Below are 26,585 nucleotides of genomic sequence, written 5' to 3'. Positions count from 1 at the left end.
GATGACGAAAGCGGGCGACTCCGCGGCCATCTCCCACGTCGGGAAGATCAGGTCGAACAACCAGGACTCCGGCTACGCCGGTAAGCACCTGTTTGTCGTCGCCGACGGAATGGGCGGCCACGCGGGCGGTGACGTCGCATCCGCGATCGCCCTTCAACGCATCATCGAAGCGGATGCCGATTACACCAGCGCGCAGGACGCCGAAGCGGCACTGCAATCGGCGATCATTTCGGCGAACAACGAGCTTGCCGACGCCGTGTTCGAGCATCCGGAACTCGCCGGAATGGGCACAACGGTGGATGCCATCGTCGCTGTCGGTGACGAAATCGCGATTGCCCACATCGGCGACTCCCGCATCTACCTCCTCCGCGATGGCGAACTGAGCCAGATCACCACAGACCACACCTTCGTGCAGCGCCTCGTTGACTCCGGGCGCATCACCGAGGAAGAAGCCATGGTGCATCCGCGCCGCTCCGTGCTCATGCGGGTGCTCGGCGACGTCGACTCCAACCCCGAGATCGACACGATGATCATGGGCACCCACCCCGGCGACCGCTGGATGCTGTGTTCCGATGGTCTCTCCGGCGTCGTGGACAAGGACGCAATCGAAGCCACCCTCGCCCAGGAGCTGCCCGCGCGACAGGTCGGCGAACAGCTGGTCCGCAAGGCTCTCGACGGCGGGGCACCCGACAACGTCACGGTGGTCATCTACGACGTCGGTGTCGAACGATCCGCGAACGCCCAGACCCCGGTCATCGTCGGGTCTGCCTCCCGCCCCCTCGCCTTCCAGAACGAAGCGCCGAAACGAACCGGCCTGCTTCCCTCGCTTCGGCTTCACGCGGCACGCGCCAACCCGCTCGCATCGAGCCACTTCGAACCAGCATCCGAGGATTACCTCGACGAGCTCATCGAGGAGGATGCCCGCCGGGCACGGCGACGTCGCCTCACCTGGCTCGTCGGGACCATCGCTCTCGGACTCGCCATCGTGCTCGCCGCCCTCCTCGGCTACGCGTGGACCCAGTCGCGCTACTTCGTTGGAGCCGACGACAACACGGTGGTCATCTACCAGGGGATCCAGCAGGACATCGGCCCGTTCAGCCTTTCGCACGAGCACAAGGACACCGGCATCCCGCTGTCCCTTCTCTCGACGTATGACCGGCAGCAAGTGGAGCAGACCCTCAGCGCCGCGTCACTGGAGGAAGCGGAAGAGATCGTGTCGCGACTGCGGACGACGACCTCCAAAGATGAGGACGGTGGCTGATGGCCAACACCTCGAATCTGACGAAGCCTGGCGCCGATTCGGCGCTGCGCCCGGACACCAGTGTGCTGCGCACCATGCGCAAGCTCCACCTGCCCCAGAAACTCCGTAACCGCGAGCTCGCTCTTCTGCTCTTCGCGTGCGTCATCAACTCCGTCGCCATCCTGCTCGTGCAGCTCGGCGCAATCGGTGTCATCGACCTCGAGCTTCTCTACCTCGGTGCGGGACTCTCGGTGCTCGTCATCGGCCTGCACATCTGCCTCCGCTACGTGGCACCCAAGGCCGACCCGCTACTCCTGCCGATTGTCACCGTGCTCAACGGCCTCGGTATCGCGATGATCTACCGGATCGACCTCGCGAAGAATCTCGCGGGCTGGGAGGCCGCGTCGACGAGGCAGATCACCTGGTCGGCCGTCGCGATCATCGCCGCCATTGTCGTGACCCTGGTCATCCGCAATTACCGCGTGCTGTTCCGTTACACCTACCTGTTCGGGGCACTCGCCTTCGTTCTTCTGCTCCTGCCCCTGGTTCCCGGTCTGGGCCGCGAGGTCAGCGGTGCGCGGGTGTGGATCAGTCTCGGCGGCTTCGGCAGCTTCCAGCCCGGCGAAATCGCGAAGATCGCCCTCGCCATATTCTTCGCCGGCTATCTGGTGCGCACCCGCGACAGTCTCTCCATGGTCGGCAAGAAGATCCTGGGCATCCGCTTCCCCCGCCTCCGCGACCTCGGGCCGATTCTTGTCGTGTGGGCTCTGTCGATGCTCATCATCGTGTTCCAGCACGACATGGGAACCGCGCTCCTGTACTTCGGTCTGTTCACCGTGATGCTCTACATCTCCACGGGCCGCCTGAGCTGGATTCTCATCGGCATCGGCCTGTTTGGCGGAGGAGCGTTCTTCGCGTCGCGGACGCTGACCTACGTTCAGGGCCGATTCCAGAACTGGCTGGATGCCTTCAGCCCGCAGGTCTACGACGCCAACGGGGGCAGCTACCAGCTGGTGCAGGGCATCTTCGGTCTCGCTCAAGGCGGTCTCATCGGTACGGGACTCGGCCAGGGCCGGCCACAACTCACGCCGCTGTCGCAGAGCGACTACATCATCGCGAGCCTCGGTGAGGAACTCGGCCTCGCCGGACTGTTCGCGATCCTGGGCCTGTATCTCCTGTTCGTGTCTCGCGGCATCCGGATCGGGTTCGCAGGCCAGGACGACTTCGGCAAGCTGCTCGCCATCGGCCTCGCCTTCACCGTGGCCCTTCAGGTGTTCATCATGGTCGGCGGCGTCACCCGCGTCATCCCGCTCACCGGCCTCACCACACCCTTCCTCGCGGCGGGCGGATCGTCTCTCGTCGCGAACTGGATCATCGTCGCCCTGCTGCTCAGGGTGAGCGACAGCGTTCGGACCGGACCGGCATCGGAGGTGTCAACATGAATCGAGAACTCAAACGAGTGAGCTTCGTGGTGCTCGCGATGTTCGCCGCACTCTTTGTCTCAACCACCTTCATCCAGGTGGTGCAGGCGGATGCCCTCCGCCTTGACCCGAGGAACACGCGCGCCCTGTACGACAGCTACGACACCGAACGCGGGCCGATCCTCGCCGGGGGAACCGTCATCGCACAGTCGGTGCCGACCGGCGATCAGTACGCCTTCCAGCGTGAGTACCCGCAGGGCGAGCTTTACGCGCCGGTGACCGGCTACTACAACCCAACCCAGGGGTCAGCCGGCATCGAGCAGTACATGAATGACTACCTCTCGGGAACGTCGAATACCCAGTTCCTCGACACCATCAATCGGATCGTGGCCGGTCAGGCCCCCAAGGGTGCCGCCGTTGAAGTGACCATCGATCCCGTCGTCCAGCAGGCCGCGTTCGACGCCCTCGGCGACCGGCAGGGCGGCGTTGTCGCGATCGAACCGGCAACCGGGCGGATCCTCGCCATGGTCTCCTCCCCCACGTACGACCCGAACGTCCTTGCCAGCCACGACTCGAAGGCCGTTGTCGACGCATACGCTGCGCTGGAGGATGACCCGCTCAAGCCACTCACCAACCGTGCAACGAGCGGAGACATGAATCCTCCCGGCTCCTCGTTCAAGGTGATTGTCGCGGCGGCCGCGCTCGAGAGCGGGAAGTACACCCCCGAGAGCGAATTCCCCAACCCGGTGAGCTTCCAGCTGCCCGGCAGCACGTCAGAGGTCTTCAACTGGACACGTGCCGCGTGTGGACCTGGCGAGACTGTGACCCTCAAGGAAGCCCTCCGTCAGAGTTGCAATGTCCCGATGGCCGAACTCGCCATTGAACTCGGCGACGACGCGATTCGCGAGCAGGCGGAGAAGTTTGGTTTCAACTCTGAAATCCTCCTGCCGTTCCCCTCTGGTAAGAGTTCGTACCCGTCCGACCTCGATGATGCCCAGACTGGCCTGACAGGTTTTGGGCAGTACGAGGTCCGTGCAACCCCGCTGCAGATGGCGATGACATCCGCGGCCATCGGCAACGACGGCGACCTCATGGCGCCGAACCTGATCGACCGGGTTACCGGGAGAAACCTCGAAGTTCTGCAAAGCTTCGAACCTGAGCTCATGAGCGAGACTCTCGATGAGGAGAGTTGCGTCCAGCTGACCGACATGATGATCAGTGCTGTCTCAGATGGGCAATCCAACGGTGCAAGAATAGAGGGGGTCGATGTGGCTGGGAAGACTGGAACAGCGCAGAACGGCACAGGCGAACCATATTCACTCTGGTTCACCGGCTTCGCGCCAGCGGAAAACCCGGAAGTAGCAGTCGCGGTCGTGGTCGAAAACGACGGCAACCTGGGGCATCACAGCTCCGGGAACATCGTGGCCGCTCCCATAGCCAAGAAAGTCATAGAGGCGGTGCTGAACAAATGAGACCCACAGCTGGGGTCACCTTCGGGGGGCGCTACGAGCTCGAATCCCGCATTGCCATCGGTGGCATGGGTGAAGTGTGGAACGCCACGGACCTGGTTATCGGCCGAAGCGTCGCCATCAAGATCCTCAAGGACGAATACCTCGGGGATCCGAACTTCCTCGAGCGTTTCCGCACGGAGGCGCGTCACGCAGCACTCGTGAACCACGAGGGAATCGCTAACGTCTTTGACTACGGCGAGGAAGACGGCAGCGCGTTCCTCGTCATGGAACTCGTTCCGGGCGAAGCGCTCTCCACAATGCTCGAGCGGGAACACGTTCTGTCGACCGACAAGGTCCTCGACATCGTCGCGCAAACCGCGGCGGCACTCCAGGCCGCACACGCGGCCGGTCTCGTCCACCGTGACATCAAACCGGGCAACCTTCTTATTACGCCTGATGGCCGGGTCAAGATCACCGACTTCGGCATCGCCCGCATTGCCGACCAGGTACCGCTGACCGCGACCGGACAGGTGATGGGCACCGTCCAGTACCTGTCGCCGGAACAGGCGTCTGGCCACGCGGCGTCGCCGACAACCGACATCTACTCGCTCGGCATCGTCGCATACGAGTGCCTCGCCGGAAAACGCCCGTTCACCGGTGAATCGCAGGTCGCGATCGCGATGGCGCAGATCAACGAGACTCCACCACCCCTGCCGGTGACCGTTTCGGAACCGGTCCGCAACTTCGTGCTGTCGATGATCGCGAAGAACCCGGCTGACCGACCGGCATCCGCGGCGCACGTCGCACGTGCAGCCCAGTCGCTCCGCCAGGGCAATGTATCCGCTGCGACCGTCGCGGTTCCCGCGATCGCGGGCGATTCGACACCGACGGCGGCAACGATGCTTCTCGGCTCTGATGCCGAAACCGCGCTCCTCGGAACCACGGCGGCAGCGGGCACAGACGTCCCGACGACCACGGCCGAGGTGCCCACCTCTGAAAAGAAGAAGCGCAGCCGCTGGACCTGGCCCCTGATTGCCCTGATCGCGATTCTCGCCATCATTCTGACCGGAACGGTTATCGCACTGGTCAACCAGGACGAAACCCCGCCGCCGGTCGAGACCACCACGAGCGCCCCGGTCGAAACCACCGCACCGACCGAGGAAAAGCCAACACCGGAGCCCACGCAAAGCCTCATCGCCGTAAGCCAGGCGGACTTCGTCGGCTTGACCTACGACGAAGCCGCAGCCAGGCTCAGGTCGCTTGGACTGGCATCCGAGCGTGTTGACGGCAATGCCGCGAGCTCGCAGGACGACGTCGGCACCGTCTACGCGATCAACCCGGAGGGCAACCTCGAAAAGGGCCGCGTCGTCAAGGTCACCGTGTACAGCCCGATGGCGGAGATTCCCACGCCGACCGCAACGCCGACGCTGTCCGGCCCTGCCTGCGTCGATACAAGCTGCACAGCGCTCACGGCAGGAGCAGAAGTCACGGTCAACTGGGCCGCCTTCACCCGGTGCCCGGCTGGTTCATCGCTTCTCGGATACCGCATTACGGTGGAGGGTGGTACGTCCCAGGCCGCCGGTGGCGAGGTTTCGTCGAACACCGCGCGAGTGACCGTCGGCACCGCGCCCGGTACGTTCAGCGTGAGCTACAGCGCACACTGCGGGCAGCAGGAAACCGGCCAGTCCCCGACGGCAACAGCGCCCATTCAGGCCCCGACAGAGGTCGAGAACACTCCGGTCGGTTGAACATCTGCCAGCGACTAGGATGTACCCGACTGACTTGCGATTGCTGAAGGAGTTCATGAGTGGCTGACGAACAACGCCTGCTCGCGGGGCGCTATCTCGTCGGCGACCTTATCGGACGCGGTGGAATGGCCAACGTCTACCGTGGCACCGACACCAAGCTCGGCCGCACCGTCGCGATCAAAATACTCAAGGCTGACCTCGCCACTGATCCCGCGTTCAGGACCCGATTCCGGCAGGAAGCACAGGCCGCGTCACGCATGGCCCACCCGACGATTGTCCGGGTGTTTGACGCCGGTGAAGAGACCGTCAGGCACGATGGCCGCATCACCCGCGAGCCCTTCATCGTCATGGAGTACGTCCAGGGCGAAACACTCAAAACCGTCATCGCCGACGGCCCACTCGACTCCGCGCGAGCGGTAGCGATCGCCGAAGGCATCCTCACCGCTCTCGAGTACTCGCACCGGGCGGGCGTGGTGCACCGCGACATCAAACCTGGCAACATCATGATCACCCCAGAGGGCAAGGTCAAGGTGATGGACTTCGGGATCGCCCGTGCCGTCAGCGACTCGTCCTCTACCGTCGCGCAGACAACGGCCATCCTCGGCACCGCCTCATACTTCTCACCGGAGCAGGCAAAGGGCGAAACCGTCGACGCCCGCACCGACCTGTACTCAACCGGCGTCGTTCTCTTCGAAATGCTCACCGGCCGCGCCCCGTTCCGTGGGGACACCGCGGTGGCCGTCGCATACCAGCACGTGAGCGAAACCCCGGTAAAGCCATCGAGCGTGAACCCCAAGGTTTCACCGGCTCTCGATTACGTCGTCATGCGGGCGCTCAAGAAGGATCGTTTCGAGCGTTACCAGACCGCCGCGGAATTCCGTGATGCCGTCGAGCTCGCCGGCCGGGGCAAGATCCCCACCCAGCGAGACAACGAGGACGTGGCAACGGCTCTCTTCGGCCAGGCGCCGAACGTGGCGTCCAGTACAGAACAGGCTCTCCGCCAACTGACGAGTGACGATTCAGTGACCCGCACCCAGCGCCGCCCACCCGTGGTGTGGATCTGGGCTGGAATCGCGTCCATCGTCGTTGTCCTCGCCGCCGTCATGATCTGGGTGATGACGTTGAGTCAGGTGGAACCGCCGCCCGCGGCATCCCGCACGGTTCCGGATCTCGTCGGCGTCAGCGAGCAAAGCGCGGTCGACACACTGCAAGAACTCGACCTCGTCGCGAGCGTCGTCAACGAGTTGAACTCCGAGGTCGAAGCGGGAACCGTCATCCGAACGGACCCGGGGACTGACAGCCGGGTTCCCCCGAAGACCGTCGTCCGGGTTGTGGTCTCGACCGGTGCGCCAACGGTCGGCGTGCCCGAAGTCGCCAACAAGACGACCGAACAGGCCCAGGCGGACCTGGTCGCTGCCGGCCTGACCACGGGCGCCATCAGCCGCGAAAACTCGCCGGACTTGTCGGAGGGAACGGTCATCGGCACCGACCCCGCCTCTGGATCGCAAGTTGCCCCTGGCTCGACGGTGAACCTCATCGTTTCAAGCGGTCTCGTAACCATTCAGGACGTTCGGGGACAGAGCCTCAGTGTTGCGACCGACCTCATGGAGGATCCGACGGTTGGTCTCACCGTTGAGCCGGTGCCAGACCCCACCTGTCCCGCGGAGCCCGGCAATCCGGTCACGAACCAGTCACTGGCACCCGGCGATGTCGCTCAGCAGTCGACAATCCAGCTGACCTACTGCACAGGTACCACTACCGGTTAGCTCTCCCGCCGTCGTCCGTCCGGGTTACCGTCACCAGACGGCCACGCGAGCGGATGTCATGGCAAATGAAAGCGGTGGCCGGGACCTGAGTCCCAGCCACCGCTTCTGTGTCAGACGGTTCTATCGCAGCGTGTCGTCGCGCGAGTAGTCAGTCGTCGTGGGCATTCCGCCGCCGTCGGCCGAAACGTAACCCTCGGCGGAGTACGTCGCCGTGTCCGACTGTGCATCGGATGACGAGTCGTCAGACCCGCCGCGGATGTCCTCGGTCTGCGACTGTGCGTCGCCCTTGACGTTCGAAACAGCCTCGGTGGCCACGCCCTTGACGGACTGGGCAGCATCCATTGCCGGTTCCTTGAGGTCCTCGGCGACACCCTTAGCGGTCTCCTTGAGGTCGTCAACGAGGGGGGCGGCCTTGTCCTTGGCGGTCTGGGCAAGCTGCTTCTCAGCGTTCGACGCCGGGATCAGCGACGCGGCGAGCAGGCCGGCACCGAAGGCGATGACGCCGACGGCAAGAGGGTTACCCTTGGCCTTGTTCACGGCTGCGGATGGCATGCTGCCCGCGTTGGATGCAGCGCCACCGACGTGTGAGGCTGCGTCGCTCAGGTGCGAGCCCGCACTGTCTGCGACACCCATGACGTTGTCCCTGACTCGGCGGCCAAAGCCCTTGACCTTTTCGGTCTGGCGCTGGGCAATGCTCGACGGGCTTACCTTGTCGGCCAGCGCGTCGACGTCGTTGCCGAGCTCACGGCGTGTTTCCTCAATGTCCTGACGGATTGCTTCGGGATCGTTGGTCATCTCTGGTCCTCACTTGTCTTGAATGCATCTGGCACTTTTTTCAGTGTTTCTGCGGTCTTGGGCGCACCCTGGATCTCTTCGACTTCCTTCTTGCCGCGCATCGCGAGAATCGCAGCAACGATTCCCCAGATGACCGCAACAATCAGAGCCGACCAGACGTTGCCCATCAGGTAGCCAAGGCCCCACCACAGCGCAATGGACAGGAACATCAGGGCGAGGAATCCAGCGACGCCTGCGCCGCCGAACATTCCAGCACCCTTTCCGGCCTTCTTGGCTGAATCGGAGAGTTCTGCCTTCGCGAGTTCCACTTCCTGGCGGAAGAGAGTCGAGATGTCTTTCGACACCTCGCCAAGCAGCTGGCCGAGGGATTCAGTCTTTCCGTTCGGATCCGGTACGTATGGATCGGTCATCGGACGTCACCGGAATCGCCGTACTCGGTCGCCGTGTCGGCGTACGTGGGAGTGTCGCTGTACGCGGGCGGTGCCACGTAGCCCAGGTCGGTCGCGGGCGGTGCAGCGTCAAACGTCTGCGTGGATGCCTGCGGCGTTACCGTGGTCGCTGAGCTCGAAGTCGAGGTCGAGTCGTCGTTTCCGGCGGCAAGCGACTTGGCGAGACGACCAACGACGATTCCCGCGCCAGCTGCGGCAGCGATGAATACGCCTGGACGACGGCGAGCGAAGCTCTTGACGTCATCGAGCAGGCCGGCGGGGTCACGGCTCTCCAGCCATCCGGCGACGCCTTCGGCGCGCGAGGCTGCCTGTGAGACGAGGCTCGTTGCAACTCCGCTGGTCTCGGAGGAGTCTGCCATCGAACGGAGCTGCTCGCTCATCGTCCGAATACCGCCTGCGGCGCGCTCCTGCTGGGTGGAGACCTGCGTCGTCAGCTGCGAGCGGACTTCACCAACGAGGTTCTTTGCCTGCGTACCGACCTCCTGCTTCACATTCGAAGCCCCGTCAGCGGCAGTTGAAGCCACGTGGCCTCCGGCCTCGCGGACCCGGTCGGTGGTGGATGCGTCGTCTGTACCGGTTGAGGTTTGTGTCATGATTCTTCCTCCTAGGAGGAGACCGAGCCGCGGTTCAGAGTGAAAAGCGGCGTGAGGGTCTCGAGTCGTGTGACAAGAATCCTGACGGCAGCGGCGGCGAACGGCAAGCTTAAGGGCCGGGGTTGACACCCCGCGGGCAGGGGAGTATCACGCGACCAAATACCGCGGAAAACCGCGGAACTCTGGGCCTCGAATCAGGCTGCTGACTCCGTCGGGACGAGTGGAGTCAGCCCCTTGGCTGTCTCCGCCGCTTCCGGGAGGCCCGCCGTGGCGAGCCAGTTTCCGAGCATCAGGTACCCGCCCTGTGTGAGCACGCTCTCGGGGTGGAACTGCACGCCGTAAATCGGGGCGTCAGCATGCCTGAGTCCCATGATCACGCCGCCCCCGGTCTGGCTGGTGACAACGAGTTCGTCGGGCACTGTGCCATTGACGACAGCGAGCGAGTGGTAGCGCGTGGCAGTGAACGGCTGGGGCACGCCGGCGTAGAAGGCGCTGTCGTCGTGCTCGATCAGCGACGTCTTGCCGTGCATGAGTTCGTCTGCGTTGGTCACGGTGGCACCGAACGCTTCGGCGATCGCCTGATGGCCGAGGCAGACGCCGAGCAATGGCGTGCCCGCGCGGAGTGCGGCCTTCACAACCGGAATGGAAACGCCCGCGTCCGCGGGGGATCCTGGGCCGGGTGAGACCAGGACGCCGTCGTATTCGGCGATGCGCGCTGCAGCATCCTCCGGTCGGAACATATCGTTACGGATCACGTCGGTTTCAGCACCGAGCTGAAGGAGATACCCGTTCAATGTGTAGACAAAGCTGTCGTAGTTATCGATCACAAGTACACGAGTCACGTCAGCCTCTACTCTTCAACGGTTACTTCCTGAGTGTCGACGATGCTCTGCACCCAGGGGAACACCCACGTCGCCAACACATACAAAACTACAGCGATCAGAATGATCATGATGAGAATGCGCACCCACACCGGTCCGGGAAGGGCGCGCCAGAGCGCGGCGTACATGATCAGCCCTCCAGAGATTCGGTGAGTGCCGCCGGCGGACCAGCCGACACAGGAGTCCAGGATTCGAACACGCCGTAGGCGACAATCCGCTCGGCTTGCGAGAAGACCGGGTTGCAACTCGTCAGCGTGATGATGGAATCGGTGGCCACAACACCATCGGACTGCGGCACCGGGTCAAGGACCCCGACCCCCGATGGCTTCACGTACTCCGTGGTGCGATACCGATAGGTGTACCAGCCGTCCTCCACCTGGATGACTATCGCGTCACCCACCTGGAGCGAGCCGATGGAGTTCAGCGGCTTGCCGTGCGTGTTGCGGTGACCGGCGATCGCGAAGTTACCGACCTCACCCGGCATCTGCGTATCCGGATAATGCCCGATTCCCAGGGGATCGAGCGTGCGCGCCTTGGAAACACCGCCCGCGATCTTGGCGGCGTAATCCGGGCCGAATCGCGGAACGTGCATGATGGCGAAAGTCTCGGCGTCGCCCGGCTGCGGAAGGATAAGCGGCTCGCCGTAATCCACAGGTTGTGGATTACTCTCTGCGGGACTCGGCACCGTCGTCGGCATGCTCGACGCCCACTGCTCGCTGAGTTCCGCCGCCTCACTGTCTTGAGCCGCGCGCTCTATGGCGTCGTTCAGCCACAGTTGCCAGACGAGGAAGAGCATGACCAAAACTCCGGCTGTGATCAGGAGTTCTCCGATCACGCCCACGATACTGATCCGTGATCGGGGCCGCGGTGATTTCGCTGGCGCACGCAACCGTCGGCCAGCCGCGGTGTCAGGCACTGCTGGGGCGGTCGAAGGCATGCGGGCCATTCTATCCGCAGCAAGTGACAGGCCACCCTGTCGCTTTCCACCGGGTTCTCCACACAGTTATCCACAGGCTGGGGATAATTACACCGGTGTAATTGTCCACAGTGTTAATAAGGGTGTTAATAACTTTGACCCGGGATTTTTCTGCATTCGGTCGTTAACGCAAAATCACCCGTTGCGCGGCGGCGACGCCGGGCAACGGGTGACTGTGGGAAAAGCTGGTTAGCGCCAGCGCGTGGTCATCAGGAAGCCGATGAACGCGATTCCGAAACCGACCACGATGTTCCAGGACTCGAGAGCCGCGATCGGCAGCGCGCCCTGGCTGACGTAGAACACGATGATCCAGATGAGGCCGACGAGCATGAAGCCGAACATCACCGGCTTGAACCAGACCGGGTTCGGGGCCTGCTCGCCGGATCGCTGCGCGCTCGTGGGCGTTTGGGTGCTCTTCGTCTTCTCGCGTGCCATAGGCATGATTCTACCCCGGTAAAGGTTCCCCGCCGCGCAGGGGCCGGTCAGATCGCGAAACGGACGAGGCTGAGTGCGACAAGAACCACGGAAAGTGCGACGATGAGGGCGATCTGAAGCCCCTTTTGGCGCACACCGCGGGTTGAGACGTAGATCAGACCGACCAGGGCGCCGCCGATAAGACCGCCAACGTGAGCCTGCCAGGCAACGTTGGTGCCCGGTATGAACCCGATGACGAGGTTGATACCCACCAGCACCAGAAGACCATTCATGTTTCCGCCCAGCTTGCGCTGGATGACAAGGAACGCACCCATCAGGCCGAAGATGGCACCGGATGCTCCCACGACTGCCTGGTTGGGTACCGACAGGAACAGCACCCCGAGAGATCCAGCGAACGCCGAGATCAGGTACAGCGTCAGGAAGCGTGCCCGACCGAGCATGGGCTCGAGCGCCTGGCCGAACAGCCACAGCGAATACATGTTGAGACCGACATGCAGGATGAAGTTCTGCGAATGCACGAGTGCCGTCGTCAGCATCCGCCACGGCTCGAAAGCCATGGGGGACGAGTAGACGCCGGCGTACAGCAGCCGTTCGGTGATGCCGAGGCCAGGGATCAACTGGAGGAGGAACACCAGCGCAGTCACCGCGAGGATGACGTATGTCACCACCGGCTTGTCGTTCGAGCTGCGGAAGAACGCGGCGCGGTTTCGGGTACGAGGCGTGCTCTTGCGCTGCTCATTCATGCACTCGGGGCAGATGACCCCGACGGCACCGGGCGTCTGGCACTCCCCACACACGGTTCGTCCGCACCGCTGGCAGAGCACGAAGCTCTGGCGGTCAGGATGCCGGTAGCAAAAGTTGTTGCGTTGAACCGGGGGAGGGGAGTTCGAGGTCATCGAGCGACCGCAGCCGACAGCGTGTTAGGCGTCGGTGACCGTGATGCTCTCGATGACGATGTCGTCGAGAGGACGGTCGCGAGCGTCGCGCGGAACCTCGGCGAGCTTGTCGACGACCTTGCGGCTTGCCTCATCCTCGACTGCGCCGAAGATGGTGTGCTTACCCTGGAGCCAGCTGGTTGCGCCAACGGTGATGAAGAACTGCGAACCGTTCGTGCCCTTGCCACCGACGGTTCCTGCGTTTGCCATGGCGAGCATGTACGGCTCGTTGAAGTTGAGTTCCGGGTTGATCTCATCGTCGAACTTGTAGCCGGGGCCACCGGTTCCGTTGCCGAGCGGGTCGCCGCCCTGGACCATGAATCCGGGGATGATCCGGTGGAAGATCACACCGTTGTAGAGCGGGGTGCCCTTCTTGGATTCGCCGGTCTTTTCGTCGGTCCAGTCAATCTCACCGGTCGCGAGGCCAACAAAGTTCTTAACCGTCTTGGGGGCGTGGTCACCGAAGAGGTTGACCTTGATATCTCCGTAGTTGGTGTGAAGGGTGGCGACAGCGGTGTGCTTTGACATGCCCCAATTCTTACACATCCACTGAGCCTGTCAGGTGGCGTTCAGGCCATTCGGTGGCAAGATGGAGTCCTGTCGCGTACGAACGAGATAAATGGAGGTCAGCGGTGAGCCTGTCACGCAAGCGTAAGAAGGAACTCAAGCGGCTCAAGGGGGACGCCAACGAACTGTGGCGCTCACAGCAGGAGATCCTTGACCACGCCAACCACGTCGCCCGCGAAGCGTCGAGGCAACTGGCTGCATATGGTCGTGAGCAGGTAGTACCGACCGTGGTGAGCACATACGAGCACCGCGTTCAGCCTGTCGTCGACCGCGGATACGCCGCATCACGCGGAATCGTCGATACCGCAAAGCACGGCCTGGACAAGGCAGTCCTCCCGGCAATCGGCGGGGTTGTTGGTTCTGTCCTGTCGATCAGCGACATTGCGAAGGACACTCGCGTCCGCTCCGCACTGGAGCGGCTGCAGAAGGCCACGACGCCTGCTCCGAAGAAGAAGTCAACGAGCGCCGGCAACGTCATCGCCGTTGGTGTTGGCGTTCTGGCCGCTGCGGGTGTCGCATACGCCGTCTGGCAGACATTCCGTGCGGACGATGAACTCTGGGTCGCCGACGAAGAGCCGGCTCTGCCCAACCTCTAACGTCTTCGACAACAATGGCCGGTCCTTCGGGGCCGGCCATTGTTGCGTTAACCCCTGTCGCATCAACGACGCATGGGTCACAATGACGCCCACGCCGAGTTCACCAAAGGAGCCACCATGCCGACCACGGAACTGACCGAAGAGCAATCAATGCAACTGGTGGCTGACGCGCTGGTGGGCAGGATCGTGACAGCGGTTGGGAGCGTGGCCAGCATTCATCCGGTGTCACACACCGTGGTTGACGGCTCGATTTACTTCCGCACCATTCCCGGCGACAAACTTGCCGCCCTCACGGTCAACGCCGCCGTGCTCTTCGAAGCCGATGAAATTGGTGAAGGTTCGGCCTGGAGCGTGATCGTGCACGGGCGCGCCCGGAGGCTCGACGACGAGCCGGATGAGCTCGCGAGGATTTCCCCTCAGCTTCGCGACCCCTTCATCCGTGGCCGGAGGGATGCTGTCGTCGAGGTCACCCCGGAATCCATTAGCGGGCGCCGGTTCGAACCGGCCGAGGAGGATGACGACGAGCTCGTCATCGAGCCGACCGACTAGCTCAGGTCGGCCGCTGCTCCGGTCTGCGGCTGTTGAAGCATCTCAAGCGCGACGTCCACAAGGCCGACGGTATCCAGCTCGCCCAGGCTCGCGAGCGGGAACCAGTCCGCCCGGTCGGTGGAGCCGCCGATCTCGTTGGTGAGCTCTCCACCAGTGACGTGTGCCGTGTACACCACCCGGAGCGCGTGGAGGGGCACCCCCGCCGACGGGTCAGAACGCTGCGCTGCCGGGACGAGGAGTGAGTTCACGCCGAGGAGTCGATCGAGTTCAGCGGTATACCCGGTCTCCTCTCGGATTTCGCGAACCGCGGCATCCGCAGGATCCTCGCCGGGGTCGATACCGCCACCGGGCAGGGTCCACCCGCTGCGCCCCGAGGCATTCCAGTGCGCCAGGAGAATGTGCTCCCCTCGGATGATTACGCCATAGGCCGCTACCCGGATGTCCATGGCCCCAATGTACACACCGTGCCTGCGCGGATCCGTTGCTCGACAGGCCCCAGCGCGGGGAGGAGTCGATCTTCGAATTTCCACAGATTAATTGTGAATAACTCACAGGTGCTTAATCGCGAGCGATCTGCGGATCTATCCACAGGTGTGGAAAGTCTTGTGGATAACTACACGCCCGTAATTCGGCTCCGCGATTGGTCGATTCACGCGGGTTTCGAAGCTTAATTCGAGCCGCCGGGAGGGGATAACAGCGAGGCGGCCCTGTGCGCGGCTCAGGGCGTCGAATGGGCGAGACCAATGGAGCCGTCGCTGCGCTGCTGCGGGCGGCGAGAGAGGCCGTCAGGGCCCGCGCGGCGTCACGACAGCCAGCCCGGTGACTCCCGGTGACTCCCGCGCCCATCGCGCCGCTCGGACATAAATGGTCACTCGCCGTTACCCCGCACCGCACGGACGCAAACGGCGAGAGTTCCGCCGATGGAACAACCCTTTGAGCCCACGCAGCCGATGAAGCAACGTCCACGCAACCGGACGGGGCATCCTGCGCGCTCAAGAGCTGATGGCACGCGCCGATGAAACAGAAATGCCCCGGCACGTGGCCGGGGCATTTTTCGTATTTTGTTGTGGAGCCTAGGGGAATCGAACCCCTGACCTCCTGCTTGCAAAGCAGGCGCTCTACCAATTGAGCTAAGGCCCCGATTAGGGAGAAACTTGTGAAAATTGTCTCCCGAGTGGGGATACCAGGACTTGAACCTGGGACCTCTTCGTTATCAGCGAAGCGCTCTAACCGCCTGAGCTATATCCCCGTTTGGGCAGGTTCGAGACTACCCGAGATCTGCCGATTTCTATAATCGAGCGGCTTGCCACCCGATTCTGGACGTTTAGTTGTTGGTGAAGCCGACGAGAAGGCCGCCGGTGATCTTCACACTGAGGTTGTACAGCGCTGCGCAGAGCGCTCCGAGGGCCGTCACGACGATCAGGTCGAGGATCGCAACGACAACCGCGAAGCCCATCACCCGGCCGAGGTTGAAGATGGCCGTGAGGTCATCACCAACACCGGCAACGTCCTTGTACAGTCCGTTGATGTTCGCGAAGATTCCCGTGGTGTCGAGAACCGTGTACACCAGGAAGAAAAGCACGATGGTGATAATTGCCAGGGCAATCGCGACGAGGAACGACAGTTTGACCGCCGACCAGAAGTCGACATAGACGAGCTTCAGTCGCACCTGCTTCGTCGTGGTGCGTTTCGTCGACTTCTTCGCGAGTTTCTCGGCAACGCTACTCATGCTTACTCTTTCTGCTCCGACTCGCCCTCGGTTGCTGGTGCGGATTCCGCATCCACCTCGGCGACAAGATTACGGTCACTGTTCCTGGCCAGGGCGATGATGCGGTCGTCGTCTGCGAATCGTGCAAATACGACACCCATCGTGTCCCTGCCCTTGGCCGGAACTTCGGCCACCGCAGACCTTACCACCTTGCCGCTCGCGAGAACCACAAGGACCTCGTCATCCTCGCCGACGATCAAAGCGCCGGCCAGATGGCCACGATCTTCGTTGTACTTGGCGACCTTGATGCCGAGTCCACCGCGGTTTTGCAGTCGGTACTGCTCGATCGCTGTGCGCTTGGCGTAGCCACCCTCCGTCGCGATGAAAACGAAGGCATCCGAGTCCGGATCCGAAGGAAGAACCGATGCTGACAGCAATTCGTCATCGTCGCGGAAGTGCATTCCGATGACACCGGATGTCGATCGACCCATCGGCCGCAACGCCTCGTCGCTCGCCGTAAAGCGAATCGACATGCCGCGGCGGGAGACCAGGAAGATATCGCTGTCGTCTTCGACGAGAAGAGCGTCGACGAGTTCGTCACCCTCGCGCAGGTTGATGGCGATGATGCCGCCGGTGCGGTTGGTGTCGTACTCGCTCAGCGCCGTCTTTTTGACGAGACCGTTTCGGGTGGCCAGGACGAGGTACTTCGCTGCTTCGTAGTCCCGGATGTCGAGAATCTCAGCGATCTCTTCGTCAGGCTGCATCGCGAGCAGGTTGGCGACGTGCTGGCCCTTGGCGTCACGGCCGGCCTCCTGCACCTCGTAGGCCTTCGCGCGGTACACGCGGCCCTTGTTCGTGAAGAACAGGAGCCAGTGGTGCGTCGTTGTGACAAAGAAGTGGTCGACGACGTCATCCGCACGCAGCTGTGCGCCCTTGACACCCTTGCCGCCACGGTGCTGCTGGCGGTAGTTGTCGCTCCGCGTGCGCTTGATGTAGCCGCCGCGGGTGACGGAAATGACCATCTCTTCTTCGGGGATGAGGTCTTCGATGCTCATGTCGCCGTCGTAGCCGAACATGATCTCTGTGCGGCGGTCGTCGCCGTACTTGTCGACGATCTCGGTCAGCTCTTCGCTGACGATGCTGCGCTGGCGCTCGGGGTCGGCCAGGATCGCCTTGAACTCGGTGATCTGGAGCTCGATCTCGTCGTGCTCGTCGATGATCTTCTGGCGCTCGAGGGCGGCGAGTCGACGCAGCTGCATGTCGAGGATCGCGCGCGCCTGGAGTTCGTCGATGTCGAGCAGGCCCATCAGTCCGTCGCGGGCATCCTCGACCGTCTTCGACCGGCGGATGAGAGCGATGACCTCGTCGAGGGCGTCGAGTGCCTTGAGGTACCCACGCAGGATGTGCGCGCGCTCTTCGGCCTTGGCCAGGCGGTGCTTGGTCCGGCGCACGATGACGTCGATCTGGTGCGCGGTCCATGCGGTGATGAAGCCATCGATGGCGAGGGTGCGCGGGATGCCGTCAACGATCGCCAGCATGTTGGCGCCGAAGTTCTCCTGAAGCTGCGTGTGCTTGTAGAGGTTATTGAGCACGACCTTGGCGACGGCGTCGCGCTTGAGCACGATGACGAGGCGCTGGCCGGTGCGGCCGGAAGTCTCGTCGCGGATGTCCGCGATACCCGAGATCTTGCCGTCCTTAACCATGTCGGCGATCTTGATCGCCAGGTTATCCGGGTTGACCTGGTACGGCAGTTCGGTGACGACGAGGCAGGTGCGTCCCTGGATCTCCTCGACACTGACGACGGCGCGCATCGTGATGGAGCCGCGACCTGTGCTGTATGCGTCGTGAATGCCCTTGGTGCCGAGAATCTGGGCACCGGTCGGGAAGTCAGGACCCTTGATGCGCTGCATGAGCGCTTCGAGGAGCTCTTCGCGGGATGCCTCGGGGTTGGCGAGGTGCCACAGTGCACCGGCCGAAACCTCGCGGAGGTTGTGCGGCGGAATGTTCGTGGCCATACCGACGGCGATACCGACTGATCCGTTGACCAGGAGGTTGGGGAATCGAGCGGGCAGAACCGCCGGCTCCTGCGTGCGACCGTCGTAGTTGTCCTGGAAATTGACGGTGTCTTCGTCGATGTCCCGAACCATCTCCATGGCGAGCGGGGCCATCTTGGTTTCGGTGTATCGCGGAGCAGCAGCACCGTCGTTACCGGGAGATCCGAAGTTTCCCTGGCCGAGTGCGAGCGGGTAACGCAGGCTCCACGGTTGAACGAGTCGTACCAGGGCGTCGTAGATGGCCGAGTCACCGTGGGGGTGGAACTGACCCATCACGTCTCCGACGACGCGGGCGCACTTCGAGAATGCCTTGTCGGGCCGGTATCCACCGTCGTACATCGCGTAGATCACGCGGCGGTGCACGGGCTTCATGCCGTCGCGGACCTCGGGAAGCGCGCGACCGACGATGACGCTCATGGCGTAGTCGAGGTATGAGCGCTGCATCTCGAGCTGAAGGTCGACCTGGTCGATGCGACCGTGCACACCGTGATCGATGGGTACAACAGCGGCCGTGGTCTCCGCAGCAGTCTCGTCGCTGTTGTTGGTTTCGTCTGCCATAAGTCTTCTCTACTTGTCAGTCGGCGTTTCTCGGCTCATCCGGCGTCGGATGCTTCTCGGGCGTGGCCCGATCAGATGTCGAGGAAGCGCACATCCTTGGCGTTCTTCTGGATGAAGTTACGGCGGGACTCAACGTCTTCGCCCATGAGTGTCGAAAAAATCTCGTCGGCCGCGGCAGCGTCGTCGAGGTTGACCTGCATCAGTGTGCGGGTTTCGGGAGCCATCGTGGTTTCCCACAGCTCCTTGTAGTCCATCTCACCGAGACCCTTGTAACGCTGGATGCCGTTGTCCTTCGGAATCCGGCGGCCGGCGGCGGCACCGGCGGCGAGTCGCGCGTCGCGCTCGTCGTCGCTGTAGACGTATTCGTGCGCCGCGTTCGACCACTTGAGCTTGAACAGCGGTGGCTGCGCGAGATAGACGTAACCGGAGTCGATCAGCGGACGCATGTAGCGGAACAGGAGAGTCAACAGCAGCGTGGTGATGTGCTGACCGTCGACGTCGGCATCCGCCATCAAAACAATCTTGTGGTAGCGAGCCTTTTCGGGGTTGAAGTCCTCGCCGATGCCGGCACCGAAGGCCGTAATCATGGCCTGGACCTCGGCGTTGCCGAGTGCACGGTCGAGACGTGCCTTCTCGACGTTGAGAATCTTGCCTCGAAGCGGCAGGATCGCCTGGGTCTCGGGGTTTCGACCCTGGACAGCGGAACCGCCTGCCGAGTCGCCCTCCACGATGAAGATCTCGGAGAGCGAGGGGTCTTTCGACTGGCAGTCCTTGAGCTTGCCGGGCATTCCGCCGCCCTCGAGGAGTCCCTTGCGGCGTGCGGTTTCGCGCGCCTTGCGCGCGGCCATCCGTGCCGTCGCTGCCTGGAACGCCTTACGGATGATCTCTTTGGCCTGGGCGGGGTTGCGTCCGAACCAGTCACCGAGCTGGTCGCCGACAACCTTCTGAACGAACGCCTTGGCCTCGGTGTTTCCCAGCTTGGTCTTGGTCTGGCCCTCGAACTGCGGTTCGGCGAGCTTGACCGAAATAACGGCGGTCAGTCCCTCGCGGACATCGTCACCGGAGAGGTTGTCGTCCTTCTCCTTGAGCAGGCCTTTTTCCCTGGCGTACTTGTTGACGAGAGTCGTCAGCGCCGCGCGGAAACCTTCTTCGTGGGTTCCACCCTCGTGGGTGTTGATCGTGTTCGCGTAGGTGTGGACGCTCTCGGTGTACGCGGTCGTCCACTGCATCGCCACTTCGAGCGCGATCTTGCGGTTGTCGTCTTCGGTCTCGAACGAGATGATCTCGTCGTTGACGAGCTCGGCCTTGCGGGCGTGGTTGAGGTACTCGACGTAGTCAACGAGGCCACGTTCGTAGAGGAAGACGTTCGACTGGTGCACGAGTTCCGGCGCCGCACCGTCGACGGCGGGAGCCTCAACGAGGTGGTCGTCGCGTTCGTCGGTCAAAGCAATCCGAAGGCCCTTGTTGAGGAAGGCCATCTGCTGGAAACGCATCTTGAGCGTGTCGTAATCGAACTCGGTGGTCTCGAAGATCTCGGCGCTCGGCCAGAACGTGATCGTCGTGCCCGTCTCGTCGGAATCCTCGTCCTGGGACAGCGGCGCATCGGCAACACCATCGTGGAATGTGGCGCGCCAGACCGATCCCTGCCTGCGAACCTCGACATCGAGTCGCGTGGAAAGAGCGTTCACCACCGAGCTGCCGACGCCGTGAAGTCCACCGGAAACCGCATAACCGCCGCCGCCGAACTTACCGCCGGCGTGCAGGATGGTCAGGACGACCTCGACGGTCGACTTTCCCTCTGCGGGGTGAATATCGACGGGGATGCCGCGGCCATTGTCGGTAACCCGGACGGCACCGTCCTTGAGGATGGTGACCTCGATGTTGTCGCAGTATCCTGCGAGGGCTTCATCGACAGCGTTATCGACGATCTCATAAACGAGGTGGTGCAATCCGCGGGGACCGGTTGAACCAATGTACATTCCGGGGCGCTTGCGTACGGCTTCGAGACCTTCGAGAACCTGAATCTGGCTTGCACCGTAGCTACTGTTGTCCACGGACCTATCCGGTTCTGATGACATATGAAATTAGGCTCCAAACCGTGTTCTTACTCGACATGTCATTCTATCAAGAAGAACAGTGGTTCGGGGCAGAATCGCCTGTCTGAGCCACTTTTATCAGCCAGTCCACCTGATTTGACTGCCTAACCGTAGGTATCGCGTACGCCACGCCCCTGAACCGATCTGGGGCCGCGTTTGAAGCTTGGAACGTTGGGGCCAAGAAAACGGATGCTCTCGATACCGGCTTGCGGGTAGCGCACGGCGATGTGCGTCATGATCTCCACCCGCATGATCCGCAACTGGGTAGCCCACGCGGTCGACTCGCACTGCACGGTCAGGACACCGTTGTCGATTCCGACGGGGGTGGAGTGATTGGCTGTTTCTTCTCCGGCGAGCGAGGTCCAGTTGGCGACGAGTTCCGACTGCGCGAGGGGCGAGTCCCAGCCGAGCTGGCTGGTGAGCGCCCCAACGATGTCGCCGAGCCCCTTTGGATCGCGGCCGGCGCCGAACGGAACGCTCTCAGCGGCATCCGTTCGGCTCTTTCGCTTCGAGCGGGCGTAGTGCTTGTGCCCGCCGAACAGCTCTTTGAACCTCACATAAACCCGGGCAGCTTCGGCCCCCTTGTCGGAACCTGGCGTCAGATCAGACACTGTCGCGCTCGCTCTCAATCGCACCGACAGCGGAACTGTCAAGGATCCGTCCGGCTTCGATGTGAACGGTGTGGGCAGCGAGCTCGGCGGGTACATCGTCGAGAACGGCGGCGGTGATGAGGACCTGCTCGAACGTCGAGACCGCCGAGGCGAGACGGGCACGCCGGTGTGAGTCGAGTTCGGCGAACACATCGTCGAGGATGAGAACCGGATCGCCGAGGCTCGAGTCACGACGGAGCAGTTCGGCGGATGCCAGCTTCAGCGCGAGAGCGAACGACCAGGATTCGCCGTGGCTGGCATAACCCTTAACCGGGAGTGAATTGAGCTCGAAGAGAATGTCATCCCGGTGTGGGCCGACCAGCGTAAGACCGCGCTCGACCTCACTTTTCCTCCGGGCGGCGAGGGCAGAGCGGAAGAGGTCTGCCGTGGACAGGCCACCAGGCTCAGCTCGGGTTTCGGTGGGTGCGGCGCCGGTTTCCTCGGCATCGACACCGTTGATCGAGAGAAGTGGGGTCAGCGACGGGCCGTGGTCATCGCCGACAACCGAGGCATACGCATCCCTGATCGGCTGGGAGAGGGCCTCGACCAGCCGCACCCGTTCGTCGATGATTTCAGAGCCGAAGACCACGAGCCGGTCGTCCCAGATTTCGAGGGTTGTCAGCTGGTTCGCTTTCAGTCCCGACGATCGAGCCGATTTGAGCAGCGAGTTGCGCTGCTTGAGTGTGCGCTCGTAATCGCTCATCACCCCGGCGAGCCTGGGGGTGTGCAGGACGAGCAGTTGATCGATGAACCGTCGCCTGGCCGACGGGTCTCCGCGCACGATCCCGAGGTCCTCCGGAGCGAAGAGCACACTCGAAAAGTAACGGGGCAGTTCCCGTGGCTTGATTTGGCTCCGATTTACCTGCGCGCGGTTGGCGCCGCTGCGATTGATCTGTACCTCCGCGAGCAGATCACGGCCATTGTGCTGCAGGCGAGCCCTGATCACCGCGGCATCGGCACCCGCCCGAATCAAGGCCTGATCGTTGGATACCCGGTGCGATCCGAGTGTCGAGAGATACCCGAGAGCCTCAACCAGGTTTGTCTTGCCCTGGCCGTTACGGCCGACAAAGAGGTTCGCCCCCGGCGCGAACGCCACATCAGCTACCGCGTAGTTGCGGTATTCACTGAGGTTGAGGTGGGTAACGATCACTGAGACAGGCTACCTGTGAACCACCGACGCGACTATTCGTCGCTCTTCTTTACGGTGTGGCCGCCGAACTGGTTGCGGAGCGCAGCTACCGCCTTCATGGCTGGCGAATCGTCCTGCCTCGACACGAAGCGAGCGAAGATGGATGCCGAGATTGTGGGAACAGGAACGGCGTTGGCCAGCGCTTCTTCGATGGTCCAGCGACCCTCGCCCGAATCCTCGACGTAGCCCTCGATTTCGGAGAGATCGTCGTCCTCGTCGAGCGCTCGGACGAGGAGTTCAAGCAACCAGGACCGGACGACCGTGCCACGCTGCCATGCCTTGAACGTGCCCGGAACATCGCGGATGATGTCCTCACGCTTCTCGAGCAGCTCGAATCCCTCGGCGTATGCCTGCATGAGGGCGTACTCGATGCCGTTGTGGACCATCTTGGCGTAGTGGCCGGCACCAACTTCTCCGACGTGAACGAAGCCTTCTTCGCGGGGACCTTCTGGACGAAGCGCGTCGAAGACGGGCATCACCCGTTCCACCTGGGCCGCGGATCCGCCGACCATCAGGCCATAACCGTTTTCGAGGCCCCATACTCCACCGGATACACCGGCGTCGATGTAATCGATCCCGTTGCCGGCGAGAAGTTCCGCGTGCTTGAAGTCTTCGGTGAAACGGCTGTTTCCGCCGTCGATCACCAGGTCACCCTCGCTCAGCAGGTTGTTCAGTTCGCCGACGACGTCGTCAGTGATTTTCCCGGCGGGAACCATGACCCATACCGTGCGCGGTGCCGGCAGTGCAGCGACCAGCTCCTCGACCGTCGCAACGTCAGTGACATCCGGGTTTCGGTCGAAACCTGTTACTTCGACGCCGGCGGCGCGCAACCGCGTGCGCATGTTGCCGCCCATTTTGCCGAGTCCGATGAGACCGATGTGCATGGTCAGCCCTTTCGTGAGGCTCTGTGTGTCGCCCAGGCGCGACGGTATCCCGTCGCCGGTTGTTACCGCAGGAGGAGGTTGGGCTGGAGGAGGTATTTGAAGCTGTCGGCGCCCGGCTGATCCTTGGAGGACTGGCTCGTGATGAGCATCGGGCCCGGCTTGTTCGTGTTCTCGCTCTTCGTAAACGAGAAGCGCACGAATTCGCTGCGAACGGCGGTAAGCCCGTCGATGAGGAACTGCGGCTTGAGGCTGAGCACGATGTCGTCGCCGGTGAGCAGGGCGTCGAGTGATTCGGATGCCTGGGCGTGTTCGGAGCCCACCGCCTCCATCGTGAGTCCATCGATCGTGAAGGTGAACCGAAGTGCTGCCTCACGTTCGAGAACCAGGGAGACCCGGCGAACGGCTTCGATCAGTTCGCCGGTGTTGATCACGGCGTAGTTATCGGTGTTGTCGGGGAAAAGGCGCCGGACCGGGGGAAAGGATCCCTTGATCAGAAGTGACGTCACGGTCTTGTTGTCGGCGGTGAACGCGATCAGTTCTCGGTCGTCTTTGGCCGTGAACGACACAGAAATCGTTGCTGAGTGGCCGAAGGTCTTGCCGACCTCCTGCAGAGTTTTCGCGGGAACCAGTGCGGTGAGGCCTTCTGGGTTCGTGTTTTCTCCGTTGTCCCAGTCGATTTCACGGACCGCGACGCGATAGCGGTCTGTGGCGACCAGGCCGAGGCGATTGTCGGTGACCTGCAGCTGGACTCCGGTAATGACCGGCGTGACGTCGTCCCGTGAGGCAGCGACAGCAACCTGGGCCACCGCTGCGGCGAAGTCTTCACCAGGAACCAGGCCGGTTTGCCCGCTGATCTGAGGAATGCTCGGATATTCCTCGACCGGCATGGAGAGGAGCGTGAAGTTGGCGGAACCACAGCTGACGACGATGCGGTTCTCGTTTGTCGAAAACACCACCGGTGCGTTGGGAAGCCGGCTCGCGATGTCGGCGAGCAGCCGGCCGGAGACCAGAACCGTTCCTGGCTCATCAACCTGGGCATTGATCTCGGTCTGGGCCGAAACCTCGTAGTCGAAGCTCGAAAGCACAAGTCCTGAGTCGGTCGCTTCGATGAGCACACCGCTGAGGATGGGCAGGGTGGTTCGTTGGGGCAGAAGCTTCACGGCGAACGAAACCGCTTCGCTGAAGACATCGCGATTGACGCTGAACCGCACGGTGGGATCCCCTGTCATTTCAAGGTACGAGTGGATCACCATGTTAGCCGGGTCTGAGAGAGCACGTCACACCCTCGTTGGGGCGAGGCCCGTCTCGCCAAAAGGTTATTGGCGGATTAAAAGTTTAAGAATTCTTTAATGGTCTTAACCGTTGTGGAAACTGTGGATAACTTTCTCGATGCGAGTAAATGAAAGGGAACCACACGGTTGTTACTTGTTGGCGCGTTGTGGAGTTGGGTCGGAGAGAGATCCTTGCCATTACTGGCATGCAGGCCGGTTGTGCACATTAAGAGCGGCTTCACTCACAGGCTCAGGCGAGTTATCCGATTTTCTTCCACAGGGTTATCCACACTGTGTAAGACTGCGGCATCCTGTGGACTTTAACCGTGCCTGAGCACCGCTTTAACGGTTGAAGCGGTGTCCCTGTTTGATGCGGCTGGTCAGTTCTGTGACCTGGTTGTAAATCGATCGACGTTCCTGCATGAGGTCGGAAATCTTCTTATTCGCGTACATCACGGTGGTGTGATCGCGGTTACCGAAGAGCTGGCCGATCTTCGGAAGGGAGAGATTCGTCAACTCGCGACACAGGTACATGGCGATCTGCCTTGACGTCGCAATGGCTTGTGACCGACTGGAGCCATACAGGTCGTCGACGCTGAGCTTGAAGTATGCGGCGACGATGTTGATGATGTCCACCGGCGAGATGACGTTGTCATCGTCGAGGGTGATCAGGTCCTTGAGAACCGTCTGCACGAGGTTCATGTCGACAGGTGTGCGGTTCAGGCTCGCAAATGCCGTCACCCGAATCAGGGTTCCTTCGAGCTCACGGATGTTGGACGAGACTTTGGACGCGATGAATTCGAGTACCTCGTCCGGAATCTGAAGCTTCTCGCTTTGCGCCTTCTTTCGAAGGATGGCGATACGTGTCTCGAGGTCGGGAACCTGGACGTCGGTGATGAGACCCCACTCGAAGCGCGAGCGCATCCGGTCTTCGAACCCGGTGAGTGCCTTCGGAGGAAGGTCGCTCGTGATGGCGACCTGTTTGTTGTGGTCGTGCAGGGTATTGAAGGTGTGGAAGAACGCTTCCTGGGTTTCTGCCTTGCCCTGGAGGAACTGAATGTCGTCGATCAGCAGGATGTCGATGTCGCGGTAGCGCGACTGAAAGACGGAACCCCTGTTGTTGGCGATCGAGTTGATGAAGTCGTTGGTGAATTCCTCGCTCGATACGTAGCGAACGCGGATTCCCGGGTACAGGCTCATCGCGTAGTGACCGATGGCGTGGAGGAGGTGAGTTTTACCGAGCCCCGAGTCGCCATAAATGAAGAGCGGGTTGTATGCCTTGGCCGGAGCTTCAGCGACAGCGACGGCGGCGGCGTGGGAGAACCTGTTGGACTGGCCGATCACGAAGTTGTCGAATGAGTACTTCGAGTTCAGCCGGGTGTCGTTCTGTCGTGCGGGAAGAGCCGTGTCGTGCATGGCCGGAGCGTTGGGACTCGGCAGGTAATTCGGCTGTTGCTGCTGCACGGGCGCCTGGGGAAGAGGTTCGTACTCTTCGTCGATGATCTCGGGGTTCACGACAACCGCGAATGTCGATGCGCCGTGAGTTTCCTGCAGAGTGCCGATGGCATTGAGGAGCGGTGCCCGCATCCGCATGTTGAGCTGACCGGCAGTGAACTCGTTGGGAACTTCCAGGTAGAAGGTCCCCGCCATGATGCCCTTGGGGACGACCAGGTTGAGGAACCCGTGGAGTGGGGGCGTGATTCGCTCGTCTGTAGCAAGTACATCGAGCACGGTCTGCCACGTTTGCGTGATGGACTCTTGCTCGTTTGACAT

25 protein-coding genes and 2 tRNA genes are annotated in these 26,585 nt (G+C 62.3%); 7 read left to right on the top strand and 20 right to left on the bottom strand.

The features are described from left to right. Nucleotide 1: 1 nt before the first annotated feature. From C3E77_RS00130 to pknB, 5 genes are read left to right on the top strand one after another with little or no spacing between them, the layout of a single operon-like run. Nucleotides 2-1,261 carry a Stp1/IreP family PP2C-type Ser/Thr phosphatase gene (locus C3E77_RS00130; RefSeq protein WP_108389798.1) on the top strand — a complete coding sequence of 420 codons (1,260 nt, stop codon included), beginning with the start codon at nucleotides 2-4 and terminating at the stop codon, nucleotides 1,259-1,261. After that, complete coding sequence (locus C3E77_RS00125; protein ID WP_108389797.1) at nucleotides 1,261-2,682, top strand: FtsW/RodA/SpoVE family cell cycle protein; 1,422 nt, start codon at nucleotides 1,261-1,263, stop codon at nucleotides 2,680-2,682. The genes C3E77_RS00130 and C3E77_RS00125 overlap by 1 nt, the downstream gene beginning before the upstream one ends. Beyond that, on the top strand, nucleotides 2,679-4,133 hold the full coding sequence (locus C3E77_RS00120) for a peptidoglycan D,D-transpeptidase FtsI family protein (RefSeq protein ID WP_108389796.1): 1,455 nt from the start codon (nucleotides 2,679-2,681) through the stop codon (nucleotides 4,131-4,133). The genes C3E77_RS00125 and C3E77_RS00120 overlap by 4 nt, the downstream gene beginning before the upstream one ends. Beyond that, nucleotides 4,130-5,860 (top strand): protein kinase domain-containing protein, encoded by a 1,731-nt coding sequence (locus C3E77_RS00115; protein ID WP_108389795.1) that lies wholly within the window; start codon nucleotides 4,130-4,132, stop codon nucleotides 5,858-5,860. Before C3E77_RS00120 ends, C3E77_RS00115 begins: the two co-directional genes overlap by 4 nt. 59 nt (nucleotides 5,861-5,919) lie before the next feature. After that, complete coding sequence (pknB, locus tag C3E77_RS00110) at nucleotides 5,920-7,626, top strand: Stk1 family PASTA domain-containing Ser/Thr kinase (protein ID WP_108389794.1); 1,707 nt, start codon at nucleotides 5,920-5,922, stop codon at nucleotides 7,624-7,626. A 120-nt stretch (nucleotides 7,627-7,746) separates the two neighbouring features. Here pknB and C3E77_RS00105 read toward each other — a convergent pair whose 3' ends face one another. From C3E77_RS00105 to C3E77_RS00070, 9 genes are all read right to left on the bottom strand, one after another. Continuing rightward, nucleotides 7,747-8,421, bottom strand: coding sequence for a DUF3618 domain-containing protein (locus C3E77_RS00105; RefSeq protein ID WP_108389793.1), 675 nt, complete (start codon nucleotides 8,419-8,421; stop codon nucleotides 7,747-7,749). Continuing rightward, nucleotides 8,418-8,831, bottom strand: coding sequence for a phage holin family protein (locus C3E77_RS00100; protein WP_108389792.1), 414 nt, complete (start codon nucleotides 8,829-8,831; stop codon nucleotides 8,418-8,420). Before C3E77_RS00100 ends, C3E77_RS00105 begins: the two co-directional genes overlap by 4 nt. Then, nucleotides 8,828-9,463: a hypothetical protein gene (locus C3E77_RS00095; RefSeq protein ID WP_108389791.1), complete on the bottom strand. Its 636-nt coding sequence runs from the start codon at nucleotides 9,461-9,463 to the stop codon at nucleotides 8,828-8,830. The genes C3E77_RS00100 and C3E77_RS00095 overlap by 4 nt, the downstream gene beginning before the upstream one ends. 194 nt (nucleotides 9,464-9,657) lie before the next feature. Further along, entirely contained in the window at nucleotides 9,658-10,305 is a 648-nt protein-coding gene (locus C3E77_RS00090) for an anthranilate synthase component II (protein ID WP_108389790.1), read from the bottom strand. Nucleotides 10,306-10,313: 8 nt separating this feature from the next. Next, nucleotides 10,314-10,472, bottom strand: coding sequence for a hypothetical protein (locus C3E77_RS15330; RefSeq protein ID WP_162924861.1), 159 nt, complete (start codon nucleotides 10,470-10,472; stop codon nucleotides 10,314-10,316). Between the two features lie 2 nt (nucleotides 10,473-10,474). Further along, complete coding sequence (locus C3E77_RS00085) at nucleotides 10,475-11,281, bottom strand: class E sortase (protein ID WP_108389789.1); 807 nt, start codon at nucleotides 11,279-11,281, stop codon at nucleotides 10,475-10,477. 228 nt (nucleotides 11,282-11,509) lie between these two features. Continuing rightward, a complete protein-coding gene (locus C3E77_RS00080) occupies nucleotides 11,510-11,755 on the bottom strand; it encodes a cell division protein CrgA (protein ID WP_108389788.1) in 246 nt (81 codons plus the stop codon). A gap of 47 nt (nucleotides 11,756-11,802) precedes the next feature. Continuing rightward, nucleotides 11,803-12,651: a rhomboid family intramembrane serine protease gene (locus tag C3E77_RS00075; RefSeq protein ID WP_108389787.1), complete on the bottom strand. Its 849-nt coding sequence runs from the start codon at nucleotides 12,649-12,651 to the stop codon at nucleotides 11,803-11,805. A 24-nt stretch (nucleotides 12,652-12,675) separates the two neighbouring features. Beyond that, nucleotides 12,676-13,218 (bottom strand): peptidylprolyl isomerase, encoded by a 543-nt coding sequence (locus tag C3E77_RS00070; RefSeq protein ID WP_108389786.1) that lies wholly within the window; start codon nucleotides 13,216-13,218, stop codon nucleotides 12,676-12,678. 104 nt (nucleotides 13,219-13,322) lie between these two features. Here C3E77_RS00070 and C3E77_RS00065 point away from each other — a divergent pair, with 104 nt between their 5' ends. Further along, nucleotides 13,323-13,853: a DNA helicase gene (locus C3E77_RS00065; protein ID WP_108389785.1), complete on the top strand. Its 531-nt coding sequence runs from the start codon at nucleotides 13,323-13,325 to the stop codon at nucleotides 13,851-13,853. Between the two features lie 117 nt (nucleotides 13,854-13,970). Further along, a complete protein-coding gene (locus C3E77_RS00060; protein WP_162924860.1) occupies nucleotides 13,971-14,402 on the top strand; it encodes a pyridoxamine 5'-phosphate oxidase family protein in 432 nt (143 codons plus the stop codon). On the opposite strand, the gene C3E77_RS00055 is transcribed toward C3E77_RS00060, so the two are convergent. From C3E77_RS00055 to dnaA, 11 genes are all read right to left on the bottom strand, one after another. Further along, on the bottom strand, nucleotides 14,399-14,848 hold the full coding sequence (locus C3E77_RS00055; protein ID WP_108389783.1) for an NUDIX hydrolase: 450 nt from the start codon (nucleotides 14,846-14,848) through the stop codon (nucleotides 14,399-14,401). The genes C3E77_RS00060 and C3E77_RS00055 overlap by 4 nt on opposite strands. Before the next feature lie 621 nt (nucleotides 14,849-15,469). Beyond that, a tRNA-Ala gene (locus C3E77_RS00050) sits at nucleotides 15,470-15,542 on the bottom strand. A 35-nt stretch (nucleotides 15,543-15,577) separates the two neighbouring features. Continuing rightward, nucleotides 15,578-15,651: transfer RNA gene (locus C3E77_RS00045), tRNA-Ile, on the bottom strand. Between the two features lie 75 nt (nucleotides 15,652-15,726). Then, complete coding sequence (locus tag C3E77_RS00040) at nucleotides 15,727-16,131, bottom strand: DUF3566 domain-containing protein (protein WP_108389782.1); 405 nt, start codon at nucleotides 16,129-16,131, stop codon at nucleotides 15,727-15,729. A 2-nt stretch (nucleotides 16,132-16,133) separates the two neighbouring features. Further along, entirely contained in the window at nucleotides 16,134-18,722 is a 2,589-nt protein-coding gene (gene gyrA, locus C3E77_RS00035) for a DNA gyrase subunit A (RefSeq protein ID WP_108389781.1), read from the bottom strand. A gap of 71 nt (nucleotides 18,723-18,793) precedes the next feature. Next, complete coding sequence (gyrB, locus tag C3E77_RS00030; RefSeq protein ID WP_108389780.1) at nucleotides 18,794-20,800, bottom strand: DNA topoisomerase (ATP-hydrolyzing) subunit B; 2,007 nt, start codon at nucleotides 20,798-20,800, stop codon at nucleotides 18,794-18,796. A 122-nt stretch (nucleotides 20,801-20,922) separates the two neighbouring features. Next, nucleotides 20,923-21,429 (bottom strand): DciA family protein, encoded by a 507-nt coding sequence (locus C3E77_RS00025; RefSeq protein ID WP_232529059.1) that lies wholly within the window; start codon nucleotides 21,427-21,429, stop codon nucleotides 20,923-20,925. Beyond that, nucleotides 21,422-22,618: a DNA replication/repair protein RecF gene (gene recF / locus C3E77_RS00020; RefSeq protein ID WP_108389778.1), complete on the bottom strand. Its 1,197-nt coding sequence runs from the start codon at nucleotides 22,616-22,618 to the stop codon at nucleotides 21,422-21,424. The genes C3E77_RS00025 and recF overlap by 8 nt, the downstream gene beginning before the upstream one ends. Before the next feature lie 32 nt (nucleotides 22,619-22,650). Further along, entirely contained in the window at nucleotides 22,651-23,541 is an 891-nt protein-coding gene (gene gnd / locus C3E77_RS00015) for a phosphogluconate dehydrogenase (NAD(+)-dependent, decarboxylating) (protein WP_108389777.1), read from the bottom strand. Between the two features lie 62 nt (nucleotides 23,542-23,603). After that, entirely contained in the window at nucleotides 23,604-24,752 is a 1,149-nt protein-coding gene (gene dnaN / locus C3E77_RS00010) for a DNA polymerase III subunit beta (protein WP_108392836.1), read from the bottom strand. 402 nt (nucleotides 24,753-25,154) lie between these two features. Further along, the gene (gene dnaA / locus C3E77_RS00005) at nucleotides 25,155-26,462 is read right to left on the bottom strand and encodes a chromosomal replication initiator protein DnaA (RefSeq protein ID WP_418288082.1); all 1,308 of its coding nucleotides are present in this window, start codon (nucleotides 26,460-26,462) and stop codon (nucleotides 25,155-25,157) included. Nucleotides 26,463-26,585: the final 123 nt, after the last annotated feature.

It is taken from the genome of Mycetocola zhujimingii (assembly GCF_003065425.1).
GTDB classification, from domain to species: domain Bacteria; phylum Actinomycetota; class Actinomycetes; order Actinomycetales; family Microbacteriaceae; genus Mycetocola_A; species Mycetocola_A zhujimingii.
The sequence above is the reverse complement of the archived record's forward strand: the minus strand, read 5'-3'. Positions and strand labels throughout refer to the sequence as shown.

What these genes read in the sequence shown, in the direction of transcription:
- C3E77_RS00095 (WP_108389791.1), bottom strand. Translation starts at nt 9,463, where the DNA reads ATGACACAAACCTCAACCGGTACAGACGACGCATCCACCACCGACCGG.
- C3E77_RS00060 (WP_162924860.1), top strand. Translation starts at nt 13,971, where the DNA reads ATGCCGACCACGGAACTGACCGAAGAGCAATCAATGCAACTGGTGGCT.
- C3E77_RS00040 (WP_108389782.1), bottom strand. Translation starts at nt 16,131, where the DNA reads ATGAGTAGCGTTGCCGAGAAACTCGCGAAGAAGTCGACGAAACGCACC.
- C3E77_RS00100 (WP_108389792.1), bottom strand. Translation starts at nt 8,831, where the DNA reads ATGACCGATCCATACGTACCGGATCCGAACGGAAAGACTGAATCCCTC.
- C3E77_RS00125 (WP_108389797.1), top strand. Translation starts at nt 1,261, where the DNA reads ATGGCCAACACCTCGAATCTGACGAAGCCTGGCGCCGATTCGGCGCTG.
- gyrB (WP_108389780.1), bottom strand. Translation starts at nt 20,800, where the DNA reads ATGTCATCAGAACCGGATAGGTCCGTGGACAACAGTAGCTACGGTGCA.
- C3E77_RS00075 (WP_108389787.1), bottom strand. Translation starts at nt 12,651, where the DNA reads ATGACCTCGAACTCCCCTCCCCCGGTTCAACGCAACAACTTTTGCTAC.
- C3E77_RS00115 (WP_108389795.1), top strand. Translation starts at nt 4,130, where the DNA reads ATGAGACCCACAGCTGGGGTCACCTTCGGGGGGCGCTACGAGCTCGAA.
- C3E77_RS00055 (WP_108389783.1), bottom strand. Translation starts at nt 14,848, where the DNA reads ATGGACATCCGGGTAGCGGCCTATGGCGTAATCATCCGAGGGGAGCAC.
- C3E77_RS00080 (WP_108389788.1), bottom strand. Translation starts at nt 11,755, where the DNA reads ATGGCACGCGAGAAGACGAAGAGCACCCAAACGCCCACGAGCGCGCAG.
- C3E77_RS15330 (WP_162924861.1), bottom strand. Translation starts at nt 10,472, where the DNA reads ATGTACGCCGCGCTCTGGCGCGCCCTTCCCGGACCGGTGTGGGTGCGC.
- dnaA (WP_418288082.1), bottom strand. Translation starts at nt 26,462, where the DNA reads ATGGCGGGGACCTTCTACCTGGAAGTTCCCAACGAGTTCACTGCCGGT.
- C3E77_RS00130 (WP_108389798.1), top strand. Translation starts at nt 2, where the DNA reads ATGACGAAAGCGGGCGACTCCGCGGCCATCTCCCACGTCGGGAAGATC.
- C3E77_RS00105 (WP_108389793.1), bottom strand. Translation starts at nt 8,421, where the DNA reads ATGACCAACGATCCCGAAGCAATCCGTCAGGACATTGAGGAAACACGC.
- C3E77_RS00070 (WP_108389786.1), bottom strand. Translation starts at nt 13,218, where the DNA reads ATGTCAAAGCACACCGCTGTCGCCACCCTTCACACCAACTACGGAGAT.
- C3E77_RS00085 (WP_108389789.1), bottom strand. Translation starts at nt 11,281, where the DNA reads ATGCCTTCGACCGCCCCAGCAGTGCCTGACACCGCGGCTGGCCGACGG.
- gnd (WP_108389777.1), bottom strand. Translation starts at nt 23,541, where the DNA reads ATGCACATCGGTCTCATCGGACTCGGCAAAATGGGCGGCAACATGCGC.
- C3E77_RS00120 (WP_108389796.1), top strand. Translation starts at nt 2,679, where the DNA reads ATGAATCGAGAACTCAAACGAGTGAGCTTCGTGGTGCTCGCGATGTTC.
- gyrA (WP_108389781.1), bottom strand. Translation starts at nt 18,722, where the DNA reads ATGGCAGACGAAACCAACAACAGCGACGAGACTGCTGCGGAGACCACG.